General features: G+C 74.3%; 6 protein-coding genes. 5 read left to right on the top strand and 1 reads right to left on the bottom strand.

Going from position 1 to position 12,780, the window contains the following annotated elements:
• The first annotated feature begins 649 nt into the window (after positions 1-649).
• The 5 genes from FRAAL_RS29170 (at position 650) to FRAAL_RS29190 (ending at position 10,969) form a co-directional block, all read left to right on the top strand.
• Positions 650-1,729 (top strand): hypothetical protein, encoded by a 1,080-nt coding sequence (locus tag FRAAL_RS29170; RefSeq protein WP_011607720.1) that lies wholly within the window; start codon positions 650-652, stop codon positions 1,727-1,729.
• Positions 1,726-5,892: a hypothetical protein gene (locus tag FRAAL_RS29175; RefSeq protein ID WP_011607721.1), complete on the top strand. Its 4,167-nt coding sequence runs from the start codon at positions 1,726-1,728 to the stop codon at positions 5,890-5,892. Before FRAAL_RS29170 ends, FRAAL_RS29175 begins: the two co-directional genes overlap by 4 nt.
• Positions 5,893-6,136: 244 nt before the next feature.
• Positions 6,137-7,480: a PP2C family protein-serine/threonine phosphatase gene (locus FRAAL_RS29180; protein ID WP_041939950.1), complete on the top strand. Its 1,344-nt coding sequence runs from the start codon at positions 6,137-6,139 to the stop codon at positions 7,478-7,480.
• A gap of 93 nt (positions 7,481-7,573) precedes the next feature.
• Positions 7,574-9,472, top strand: coding sequence for an NAD-binding protein (locus FRAAL_RS29185; RefSeq protein WP_011607724.1), 1,899 nt, complete (start codon positions 7,574-7,576; stop codon positions 9,470-9,472).
• Positions 9,473-9,775: 303 nt separating this feature from the next.
• Positions 9,776-10,969: a DMT family transporter gene (locus FRAAL_RS29190; protein ID WP_083866958.1), complete on the top strand. Its 1,194-nt coding sequence runs from the start codon at positions 9,776-9,778 to the stop codon at positions 10,967-10,969.
• 166 nt (positions 10,970-11,135) lie between these two features.
• On the opposite strand, the gene FRAAL_RS29195 is transcribed toward FRAAL_RS29190, so the two are convergent.
• Complete coding sequence (locus FRAAL_RS29195) at positions 11,136-12,776, bottom strand: hypothetical protein (RefSeq protein WP_231861419.1); 1,641 nt, start codon at positions 12,774-12,776, stop codon at positions 11,136-11,138.
• Between the last annotated feature and the right edge of the window lie 4 nt (positions 12,777-12,780).

Raw genomic sequence — 12,780 nt, forward strand, 5'->3', positions numbered from 1 at the left:
ACCCCCGGGCGGTGACCGCCGGACATCCCGCGGAACATCGAACCGACATCAACACTGCAACGTCCGCACATCTTTGCCGGAAACCCCGGCGCGGTGTTCGGAACAGTCGTACGCGAGGACACTCGGAACGATCATCGATCGCGGTCCCACGGCGCACCGCAAACGGGAACAACGTGCTGCACATGCCGCTGCACGCGGCACCTGCCTTCGGCTCCGTCACACGGTGGAGCCGACCAGAATTCCCGCTGCCGGCGACGGTCGCTGCCGGCGGCGCCGTCCGGAGATCCAGTCACCCGGGCCGGGATGATTTTTTCGGACTTCCGCTGGACCGACCGGGGGTCCGAGGAATAACTTTCGCCAGTAGGCGGTAATCGGTCGACTACACGATCATTGTCAACTGCGGCGAACCGGGGGGACGTCCATTGTCAGGGATGCAGCGGACGCCGGGTGAGGGCAGCTCATCCCGTCCACGTGCCGAAACCCGGGCATCCATTCTGCGGGAATACTGCCCGCCAGCAAATCAACGGCAGTCCCGAAACTCGTCGAAGGTCGATCTCACCCAGGCATACCCGACCCGGCGGAATGAACGTCCGCGGGGTCGGCGGAATGGTTCGCCGCTGCGCGGGACGGCCGTCGCCCGGGGCCCTCGGTGAGCGCCGCGGCCGCCCCGGTGGCCACCCTGGACCTGCGCTCGGGCTGCCGTCGGCGGGTGGCGCGACGCCCCTGGGCTCCCGGTGCCCTGCGGACGCTGCTCACCCGGCGGCTGCGGTTCGACGTGGGCGCGGCGCAACGTCTGCTGATCGTCGACGAGGCCCGCGCGGCGGCGGCCCACCAGGTCGGAGTGGCCGCGCTGACCACCGGGCGTCCCGCCGAGTCGGTGCTGCTCGTCCTGGTGGGGCCGGCGCCGGGCGAGATCACCGCGCGCGGCACCGGTGTCCGCGACGAGCCGTTCGGCGCCGGGCCGAGCGAGGAGCCGCTCCTCGACCTCGACGCCCCCTACAACCCGGCCTTCTATGCCTTCGCCGACGACCCGACCTTCGGCGACCACCACACGGCCATCACCGACGACACGGCCCTCGGCGACGACCCGGCCTTCGGCGACGACACCACCGCGGCGGACGGCAGTGCGGCGGACGGCAGTGCGCCCGCCGTCCCGGCGATCCTCTGGGTCGGAGCGGTCGAGGGCGGATCGTCGGCCGCCGCGGTGGACCCGGCCGGCCCGGCGCTGCGGGTGCTACTCGACGCGCTGCGCAGCCCCGAGGTGTTCGACGCGGTCCACCGTGCGGTGTCCGCCATGCCCGGCCGCCTCGCCTTCCCCGGCATCCGCGCCGTCGTCGGCCGGCTCCCCGGCGAGTTGCTGCGCGCGTTGCGGATCGGGGCCGCGGTCCAGGCCGATGCCGGCGCCCAGTCCGATGTCCACGCCGACGCGGCGGCGGTTCCCGAGCTTGCCGGCGAGAGGCAGCGTGTGCTGCTGGATCCCCGACCCGAGGCCGCGGCGGTCATCGCCTTCGCGCCACGGGTTGCCCGCACGGAGCCGGCACCGCCGGAGCCGGCACCGCCGGAGGCGGATGACGCCAGCCCGGCAGACGCCGTCGAGCCGGCAGACGCCGTCGGGCCGGCCGTCGAGATCGTCTGGACCGCCGCGACGATGCTCGCCGGCGTGCTGCGGCTGACTCCTGCGCGGGACGCCGAAGCGCTGGGGGTCCTGTTCCCGGGTCTGCAACCGTGAACCGCGCCGCCCCCGCGGCCGTGGACCGGGCCCCGTCGGCGGGGGACGCCACCTCCGCGGTGACCCGCATCGACCAGATCGTCTACGCCTGGTCCAGGCGGACGCGGGCCGGCACCGAAGGCTACTTTCCCGTCGCGAGCTCTCTGAGCTCCGCGGCGACCCGTTCGTGGAACGGCCTGCTCGCCGCCCAGGTCGAGGCGGGCGACAGCCCTGTCGACCGGCCGCCGCCCACTCTCGCCTACGTCGTCGGCGCACCCGACCGGCCCGCCCGGGACGATCCGGACGACGTCCCGGACGCCGCGCTCGTCCACCACACCCACGTCGCCGGCCGAAGCGGCGCCGGAAGCGGCCGGCTGCGGGCGCATGTCCTGATCGGGCGGGCCGACTACCTGACCGAACGGGTCGCGCTGGCGCTCCACGCGGCGGGCGGGGCCACCGCGGCCGGTGCCCGGACCACACCGCGGCTTGAGCCACTGCACCTCGACGACCTCACCGCGCAGCGACGGGCCGGCGAGCGGACGCTGCGCCAGGCCGCCCGGGCCAGCGCCCGGCGCAACCGGCTGACCGTCCTGGTCTCGACGGCCCTCACCTGGTCGTGGATGGACCGACCGGTGGTGGTGTCACCTACCGGCTCGACCGAGGCCGTCACGCTGATGTGGGCACTCGTCGAGATGCTCGAAGGGGTGCTTCCCTACCGGCTCACCTTCGCCATCCACGCCGCCCCGCCCACTCCCCGCCGCACGTCGCCCGCCGCCCGCGCGGCCGGTGCGGCGAACGGGCCGGCGTGGGCGGCGAACGGGCCGGCGTCGGCCGCGGACCACGCGACGAGGGCGTCGGCCGGGGCGACCACCGGCCTGGGCCGGTCCGATCCGCGGTTCCGGTTCGTCCCGGTCCCCCCCGAGCTCGGGCCCGGCACCGACCCGGCGGTGATACACGTGGATCCCCGCGTGGCGCCGCCGGTCCCCCCGACCATCTCCGACGCGGCCCACCTGCTCGTCGACGTCTACGGACGGGGCGGAATCCGCGGCGTGAGCGACCTGCTGGCCCTGGTCGGCGACGAGGCGTTCCGGCCCCACGATCCCGAGCGCTGGTGCCACCGGCTGCTGGCGACCGGCGGACGGGACGCGGCGGTGGCCGGATCCGGCGTGTGGCCGGGCCCCGGCACGGCCGGGTCGTTCGCCGCCGGCTCCCTCTCCGCCGACCCCCTCACGGCCGACGCGCTCACGGCCGACGCGCTCACGGCCGACGCGCTCACGGCCGACCCTCCGCCGACTGCCCCCCAGCCGAGCGGCCCCGGTCCCATCGACTCTCAGCCGATCGACCCGAGTCCGATTGACCCGAGTCCGATTGACCCGAATCCGATCGGCCACCCGCACGCGGACTGGGCGTCCGAACCGGCCTGGCCGTCGCCGGGGCGGCCCGCACCGCCGCCGGCAGATGCGCGATCACCGGCGGCGCCGCTCGCGGGGCGAGGGGCCGCCGGGCAGGCACTCGCGGTCGCCGAGCACCTTCATGACGCCTACGAGCTGGTGCTGGCACCGGGCGGCGCCGTCGGGGACGACACCGATCCGGCGGGTCGCCTGATCGCCATCCTGACCCACCCGGTCGGCCTGCCCGCCGACCTGCCGAGCGCCGAACGGCTGCGCGGGCAGCTCCACCGCGTCGCCGGCCGGCTGACCACGCCGGGTGCCTCCGGCCAGCCGCCAAGATCGGCGACGGGGCAGCAGGCACGCCCCGGGCCGCAGTCGCGCGAGCAGGGACGCGACATGATCGTGGCCGGTGTCCTCGACCGCCTGGGGTGTGATCCGGCCGATCGGGTCCGGATCACAGCGGACGTCGAGGCCGCGGTCGTCGAGGAGCAACGGCAGGTCGAGGGGGCGCTGACCGCGCTGGCCGACGACCTCGCCGCGCTGCGTGGCCCGTCGCCCACCCGGGGTGCCGAGCAGTCGTCGCGCCAGGCGATCGGACTCCTGACGGCCGGCCTGGACGCAGTCTTCTCGTCCTACCGCCTCGCGACGGCCGGCGGGAGCGCGCGGCGGCTCGCCGCCGAGACCCTCGACGCGCTGCGCACCGTCCGTCGCCCGGCCCCCGCGGCCACCCCGCCCGCGGCCACCCCGCCCGTGGCCACCCAGTCCGCACCGACCACCCCGCCAAGCCACCTCGAAGCACCGCCCAGCCGCATCGACCGCCCGGCCGGGGCGGAGAACGGCTTCGAGGTGACGGTGACGGTCCGACCGCCGGCGGCAGTCTCCCCCGCGGTTGCTGCCGCCGCGCACCGGCAGGAGCTGGAGCAGGCCGCATGGGCCGCGGTCACCCGGCACGTCGCGGCGGCCTACCGGACGGAGTGGTCGTACTGGGACGGCCGCCTGCACCCCGTCGACCGGCTGCTGGCCGTGCTGGGCGTGCCGCTCGGGATCTCGCTGGCGGAGTCGGGTCCCGATCCGCTGGCCGATCCGCTGGAATCGCCCACCGAGCTGCGTGAACTCGCCGCGCTGCGCGACCTGTTCGGCCCGCTGGGCCCGCCGGCCGCCCGGTCCCGGCCGCAGCCTGACCGCCCGCCGGGCCGGTGCGCCGACGTCCTCGCCCGCGCCGCCAGCGACGTCACCCAGGCGATCACCCGACTGACACCGGAGCGCCGCCTGGCCGAGGTGGACCGGACGGCCTACGTCGCCGCGGTCCACAGCGCCGTCGAGGAGATGCATCGGCAGATCGTGCAGCTACTGGCCGGGCTGGTCACGGACCTGGCCGCCCTGCCGGTGGCAGCGCAGGGCGGCACGGACCGGCCGGACGAGACCCACCGGGCCGCGCGCATGCGGGACCTGCTCGCCCCCGCTCTGCGGACCGTCTTCGACCGGTTCGGGCTGACGGAGGGGTTCGCGTTCGCCGACGCACTGGCCGACGAGCTGGCCTGGCTGACCGCCGGCCCGGCACCCCCCACGACGGCACGCCCGGCAACGGGACTCCCCGCCCACGAAGGGCCCGCTCAAGAACGGCCTGCCGACGAGCAGCCTGCCGACGAGCGGGCCGCCGGCGGATGGCCCGCCGACGGACGGCCCGCCGAGTCGCCGGCCGAGTCACCGGCCGCGGCGGTGGTGCGGCTGCTGCGGGAGACCCGGTCGTGGGGAGCCGACGCCTTCCGGATACTCGTCCTGTACGCCCCGGGCTGGCACGGAGCCGAGGACGTCCGGTATGCCATCGCCGCCGCCGTGGCGGCCGAGCCGGGCGGGTTCGGGCCGCCGGGAGCCGACGACGACGGATCCGCGCTGCTCGCGGCCGGCGCCCGACCCTTCTTCGAGCGGCTCGCGACGGCCCGACCGGGCGGGCGCCAGGTGGTCGACACCGTCGCTCGCGTGCTGGACCTCTACGTCCGCGGCGACGACGGCGAGGCATCCGGAGAGGGCGCGGCATCCGGGGAGGAGGAATCCGGGGGGGTGCACGGCGAAGGTGGCGAGGTCCGGGCGGCGAGCGCGGCGCCACGGTCGCGGCGGCCCACCTCGTCCGCTGCGGAACTGCACGCCCTCGGCGGCGAGCTCACCAGGCGCATCCCGCCGACCGCGGCGGCACCGCGGGATCCGGCGGTCGCGTTCCTCGACGCGTGCACGTCGGGCCGACCCGACGCGGCCCGGGTCTTCGGCCTGCTCGTCCGGTACGTGCCGAGCTGGGACGACGCCTGGGATCTGTACGAGGCGATCTGGAGCCGAGGCACACCTCGCCGCGACGGCAGGATGGTGCCCGGCCCGCCCTCGGCGGCGGAGCTGGGCGCTGCGGGGGAGCGGTACTTCCGCCACGCCCTGCGTGCCGGCGACGGTGACGGTTTCGGCTCCGTCGGCGCCGACGACCACGCGCAGGCCCGCGGCGACGAGGGCCACGGCGACGGAGGCTACCGCGACGAGGGGTACGGCGACGAGGGGTACGGCGACGACGTCGTCGGCACGCACGCCGCCGACCTGGAACGTGTCGTGCGCCGACTGGTGGCGCTCTACCTGCCGGACGACCCACGCCTGCGGGCCGCCCACGAGCTCCCCGGCTTCGTCGAGTCCCGGGTCATCGGCGAGATCGCCGCAGGAGGCGAGACCCGGCGCCGTCGGCGCTCCTTCGGGCTCCCCGTGTTCGCTCTCACCCTGGCCGTCGCCGTGCTCGCCCTGCTCGTCGTCGTCCGGTGACAGCACCGGTCGCCGGGCCGAGGGGCGACGACCGCCATCCCGCCCGACCGGGCGGCCCGATCACCGCGGCTGCCCCGTTCGCCCTACTCGGGGTCGGTCGAGTCTGGAACAATGACCTGCACCTGTGTCGGTGTCGCGACACACCCGGGGTTCGCCGTGCGTCGGTGCCCTTGGGTAAGAAGGAAGACGGCTGGCGACACGTCCCGACAGCGTGATCGTGACTGGTTCGGCGAGGACGGAGGCCATGGGTAGCTCGCTGGTACCAATCATGCTCATCGTGGTGCTGCTGGTGGCCCTGGTGATCTACTTCGCTCTCAACAACCGGCCGGTTCGGCAGGGCAGCCAACGCCGCAGCCGTGGCTTGGACCATCAGCGGCATCGATCCGGTACGGTGCCGCTGCGAGACAGCTCCGACGCCGCCGCGCCGGACGGGATCGTGCCGGGCTTCACCGAGCCGGCGCCGGACCCCCCCGCCGAACAGACGGCCGACGACCCGAGCGACGGCCCGGAGGCGGGCGCGTCGTGGGGAGGGGATGTGACCACGCAGGTTCCAGTCGGGGGGGAGAACAGTCGCGATCCCGACGCGACCGGTTGGACACCACCGCCCGCCGCCCCGCCGCATCAGGCCCAGTCCCGCGAGGACGAGCGGGAGGACGCCACCCGCTACTACGACCCACAGACCGGCGACTACCCGATCGCGCCGCCCACGACGACCTTCGTCGCGCAGTCGGCCGCGGTGGGAGCGGAGCCGGTTGGGGGGCGGGCGGCCGTGGGCGACCCGCGGTGGGAGAGCTCGCCGACCGCGACGACCTATCCCAACGTCGCGGCCGCCGCGTCGCGGGAGCAGGCCGCCGACCTGATGGCGACCGAGCCCGAGCAGACCACGGCCGCCCCGCTGCGGCTGGCCGCCGCCGGCCGGACCCGCCGGGGCAAGCGCGGCGGTCCCAACGAGGACGCCTTCGTCGTCGTGGACGGCCTGCTGGCGGTCTCGGACGGCGTCGGCGGGGAGGCCGCCGGGCAGATCGCCTCCACGCTGACCGTCACCACGGTGGCCGGCTTCCGGCCGCAGTACGCGGAGGATCCGCTGGAGGGCCTGCGCCGGGCCGTGGAACGGGCGAACCGGGTGGTCCGCACCCGCGCCAGGGAGGAACCGACCTGGCTGGGCATGGCCTGCACGCTGGACGTCGTCATCCTCGGCCGGCAGCACAACACCGGCGAGTACCTGACCGTCGCCCACGTCGGCGACAGCTCGGTCTGGCTGCAGCCGGGCCGGGGGCGCCCGCGGGCGTTGACCACCCCGCACGCGATCCGCAACGGCCCGCTGCTGAACGCCGTCGGCCTCGCCGACGAGATCGAGGCCGACATCTTCAGCGAGCCGGTCCGGGCCGGCGACCGGGTCGTCCTCGCCAGCGACGGCATCACCAAGGTGATGACGCCCGAGCAGCTCGACGGGCTGCTCGGCGAGCTGGGCTCCGAGCCGCCCGAGCGGGCCGCGGATGCCCTCGTCGAGGCGGCCCTGCTGGCCGGCGCCCGCGATGACACCACCATCGTCGTCGCCGATCTGGTCTCCGAGCCCACCTCGCGGTGACCCCGGTCGGGCGTCCGGCCCGGCCGCGGCGCACCCGGCGTCGGCGGTCGGAGTCCCGGACCCGGCCCCGGCAGTCCGCCCGGGACGGCCACGGTGATCGGCCGCGGCGCGCCCGGTGGCCGGGGCGGGCGCGCCGGCCTGGGGCACCGGCTGGAACGCTGGGCGGCCCGGCCGCTGCTCGTCGCCGGGCGGCTGGCCCGCTGGTTGCGCCGCCACCTGCTGGGGACGTTCGCCGTCCTCGGGGTGATCGCGTTCAGCCTCGGCCTGATCGGGATGTACCGGCATTTCCGCAGCGAGCCGGCGATGTTCAGCTGGCCCAACATCGTGTTCTTCACGGCGACGCTCTTCCTCGCCGACGGGACGGTCTTCCAGGACGGCGGGAAGTTCCCGCTGACGCTGGAGATCGCCCGGTTCCTCGCGCCGGTGGCGACGGCCGTCGGGGTCGCCGACGGCGTGAGCACGATCTTCGCCCAGCGCTTCGAACGGTTCCGGGCGCGCCACGCCCGCCATCACGTCATCGTGTGCGGCACCGGCCCCACGGCGTCGGCGCTCGTCGACAAGCTCTCCCGATCCAAACGGGTGGTACTGGTCGCCGAGGATGCGGAGCGGGAGTATCCGGACGCCGAGCTGCCGCCCGGCCTGCTGCGGGTTGTCGGTGACCCGGTGGAACCGCTGGTCCTGGCGAAGGCCGGCGTCGCCCGTGCGGACGTGGTCTACGGCTGTCTGCCGGACACCTCGTCGAACCTGGCGATCGCGCTGGCCGCCCGGCGCCTCGCCGCCGACCGGGTGGAGCAGCCGCTGCGCTGCCTGGCCCAGGTGGGCGACCTGTCCCTGATCCCGCACCTGCGCGCCCGGCGGATCGGGCTGAACGACGACAGCGGGTTCCGGCTGGACTTCTTCGCCGTCGAGGTGCTCGGCGCGCACGCCCTGCTCAACCGGTACCCGCCGAGCTGGGCCGCCCCGGAGCCCGGCGCGGCGCCGACCGTCGCGCCGGCGCCGCTGGTCGTGCTCGGGCTGTCCGGCCTCGGCCGCGCCCTGGTGATGGAGCTGGCCCGCCGCTGGCGGTCCCTGGCCGGCGCGTCCGGGCCGCTGTTGCCCATCGCCGTGGCCGATCCGGCGGCCGAGGAGAAGCTCGCCGCGCTGCGCGCCCGGGAGCCCGCCCTGGCCCGCGTCGCGCTCACCGCGCACGACACCCCGCACGGCGAGCTGCCGCCGGCCGTCACGCAGGCGGATGGTCCGCAGGAGCCGCCCGAGTTCGTCTACGTCTGCCAGAGCGACGAGGAACGGGCGCTGTTGTACGGGCTGGACGCCGCCCAGGCCCTCAACGGCCGGTTCGGCGTCGCGCGGACCACGGTCATCGTGCGCACCGGACGCCAGCGCAGCCTGCAGGACGTCTTCGGCCGGCCGACGTTTCCCCGCCCCGCGACCCCGCTGCCGGGGCCGCTGCTGGAGGACCTCCAGGGGGGCGTGCGCTTCTTCGCCGTCAACGACGAGGCGCTTCCCCTCGACCTCGGCGACACCGACCTCATCGAACGCTTCGCCCGGGCAAGCCACGAGCGCTACCTGGACACGGAACGCCGCCGGGGCAACGCGATGGGGTCCAGACGGGCGATGGTGGCGTGGGCGGACCTGCCGGACGACCTGCGCGACTCCAACCGGGCGCAGGCCGCCCAGTTCGGGGAGGTCCTGCGGGCGCAGGCGCTGATGCTGATGCCGGCCGGAGAGGCTGACGCCGACTTCGCGTTCACCGTGGGGGAGATCGACGAGCTCGCCCAGCAGGAGCACGAGCGGTGGCGCCGGGAGCGGGAGGCGAAGGGCTTCGCCCTGGGGCCGACCCACCAGGACGGGGCCGACCGGCGCCACCCCGCGATGGTCGACTGGTCGGCGCTGTCCGAGATCGACCGGGATCGCGACCGCGACGTCATCCGCAGCCTGCCGGCGATCCTCGCCCACGCGGGGCTGCGCATCGTCCGCCTGGAGGATCCGACCTGACTTCCGACACCTGCCCGGTTCGGTAGCCGCCGGCACTGCGCCGTCGGCAAGTAACGCAGGCGGCCCGAACACGACTTTTCATCGGCCATACCCCGCACCCGGCCGAAAGAAGTTTTCTCGGTGTACGCGACCCTGATCCGTCTGACAGCAAAACGAGATCTGCCCGCAGTCAGCAGACGCCCCGAGACCAAAAGTATGACGTAGCTCACATTCACTTTACCGGCCCGATTGCGGCTGACCATAAACCAATACGCCTACTTTGATTCACTCGTATTCTCGCTGAACCAGCCTTCCGGAGCCCACATGCGGCAGAATCATGTGTATCTGGTCGACACGTATCACTTCGTGGTCGAGACCGAGGTGAGGTGGGATATGCCGTCGAGCACGCCTGACAGCGCCAGCCGACGGCGCACCGCGGTGCGCAGCCTCGCCGCCGACGTCGGCGGGCTCGCGGCGAGCCGGCCCGCACCGACAGGCCGCGCCCCGACCGCCCCCGCACCACCGGTCGCGGCCGAACATGGCCGCACTGCCTGGCTGGCAGATCTGGGCGTGCTGGGCGTAGCGGTGGTATGGGGCTCAACCTACGTGGCGATGCAGTGGTCAGGACGGTTCATCTCCGTCCCCGCCTTCCTGTTTCTGCGGTTCGCGATGGGAGCGTCGACCATCGTCGTCCTGGCACCGCGGGCATGGCGTGGGCTGACTCGCCAGGAGATGTCGATCGGAGCCCTGTTCGGCTGTTTGCTGTTCGGGATCCTGTATCTCGAGACGCTGGGTGTCCGTCACACCCTCGCCTCCAACGCGGGCTTTCTCATCTCACTGTCGGTGATACTCGTCCCCCTGATCGAGAGGACCTTCCTCCGGGCACGGATCGCCCGGGTTACCTACCCGCTGACGCTGGTGTCCCTGGCCGGGTGCGCGCTGCTCACGCTGGATCGGGGCTTCACCGTACGCGGGGGAGATCTGATCATTCTGGGGGCCGCGCTGATCCGGGCCGTCCAGATCGTGCTCTTCAGCTCGCAGTCGAAGGGCCGGGACATCTCACTGCTGCGCGTCACCGGCGTCGAACTCTGGGTCGTCGCGTGCGGGGGTCTGCTGGTCTCCCTGTTCCGGCCGGGCCGGTCCGTCCACGAGGCGACGCACCTGCCCGGCGAGGCCTGGCTGGTCATCGCGTACCTCGGCGTGGCGGGCACCGCCTTCGCCTTCCTGACCCAGCTCTATGCCGCGCGGGCGTCCTCCCCGACCCGGGTCGGTCTCATGATGTCCACCGAGCCGTTCTTCGCAGCGGTCTTCGCCGTCGTGCTCCTGAGCGAGAATCTCGGCCCCACCCAACTCACGGGAGGGGGGTTGGTCCTGCTGTCGGCCTACCTGGGGCGGTGGGCGGATGCTCGGCGGCTGGCATCCCGACCGGAGTCGCCGGCTGCCGCGCCGGTGCCGCCGGAGGGCGCTACGCGCCGCGGCCCGCTTCGGCGGTCCTACGGCACAGATCCTCGAACATGACGAGCTGCGGCGACGCTCCGCCGCGCTGCTGCGGGCCGACTTCGCGGTATGTGACTCGTTCGTCCGCGAGCGGAAGGACACCAGGATCTCTGCCACGATCGTCGCCTGCTCCGGATCCGCCGGTGCGTTCACCCCCGAGCAGCTCGCCGAGTGGCCACGGCCGGGGTCAGGAGATGCGCTGGTCCACGGGGCAGTCCAGGGCGCTGGCCCGGGTCAGGCCGTCGACCGAGAGTCGGGCGGACAGCCGCACCGGCCCGGACGCCTCGGTGAGAATGCCCGTCCAGCCGCCGGCGGCGCGGAACACGCACGCCCTGCCCTCCGACAACCGCCAGTAGGGCGTGTAGTGGACGAGCACGGTGGCGATCCCCGGAGTGCGAAAGCGCACGGCCACCGAGCTCACCCCGAGCTCCGTGAGGCTCGCCGGCCCCTGCACCAGACCGGCGGAGTCGGTGACGAGCCAGACCTTCCAGTGCGGGTTCGCCCAGGCGAGTTCGAGGTAGGGCAGGCCCGCCCGCAGTAGTTTCGCCTCCGCGACGGCGGACGGGTCGAGCTCCACGTCGGGCAGGGCGACGTAGCGGATGCCCCGGGCGAGCAGCCACTCGTGGTAGGTCTCGGCGTCGAGGCTGCCGTCGTAGAACAGCGCGTTGTACTTGCTGTCGAGCTGGCGCAGCCAGCCCCGGGCCATCGGCACGCTCGGCGCCACGAAACGCGCCTCCCAGTGGGCGCGGGTGAACGGCACCTCGACCCGGCCGGCCGGCACGGGCGCGCCGCGGTCGAGGTAGTCGAGCAGCTCGGTGTAGTACCCGGCGGACGACGACGGATCGCCCTGGGTGAGCAGCGCGCCGTGGATCGGGCCGACCTGCCAGCCGATCAGCGGGATCGCGACGATCGCGAGCACCCGGCGGCGGTCGGCGAGCAGCAGCGCCGCCGCGGGGCCGGCCAGCAGCGTCGCCGGCCGGGTGATGTTCCCCCCGACCTGGGAGGGGATGAAGAAGAACACCGCCGCCGCGGCGGCCCACAGCAGCAGGCCGTGACGGATCGCCCGGGCCTCCCTCGGGACGACCAGCAGGCCCACCGCGATGAGCGCCAGCAGTGACAGGAAGGTCAGCGCCGGGAACGGCTGGTAGCCGTCCTCGGGGAACGCCAGCGCGACGACGATGCCGGCCCCGGCCCCGGCGAACGGCAGCACGCGGCGCCAGCCGATGGTCAGCACCAGCGCGGCGCCGACGAGCAGGACGAACCCGGCGGCCAGGGGCGAGGCCAGCGACGACAGCACGGCGCCGGCCCAGGTCAGCTTCGTCCGGCGCTCACGGGCCCCGAGCAGCGCCAGCGCGCCGAACGCCATGCCCAGGGCGAACGGCATCCGCCCGACGACGAGGTTCGACACCGTCGCCACGGCGAACCAGACGAGGACGAGGTCCTGCCCCGACCGCCGGCCCGGCCCGCGCAGCAGGCGGGTCACGATCACCGTGGAGGCGACGCAGGAGATCGCGCCCAGCAGCTGCACCCCGAGCAACGCCCCCAGGGGCGGGAACAGCACACTGTACCCGGGTATGGTGTGGCCGCCGTACCACTGATCGTCCCACAGGACCGCCCCGCCATGGCGGAACAGCCACACCCGGTATTCCTGGGCGGGGGTGTCGGGGCCGGTCACGCCGAGCCCGACGCACAGCAGGCACAGGGCCGCGGTCAGCGTCCAGGGCCACCGGCGCACGGCCGCGACGAGGACGAGCAGGCCACGCACGACCGGCCCGTGGTGCCGCGGCGGCTCGAGGGCGATGAAGGGGGTCTGGGGCAGTGGAGCCACGCGA

Source organism: Frankia alni ACN14a (assembly GCF_000058485.1).
GTDB lineage: Bacteria > Actinomycetota > Actinomycetes > Frankiales > Frankiaceae > Frankia > Frankia alni.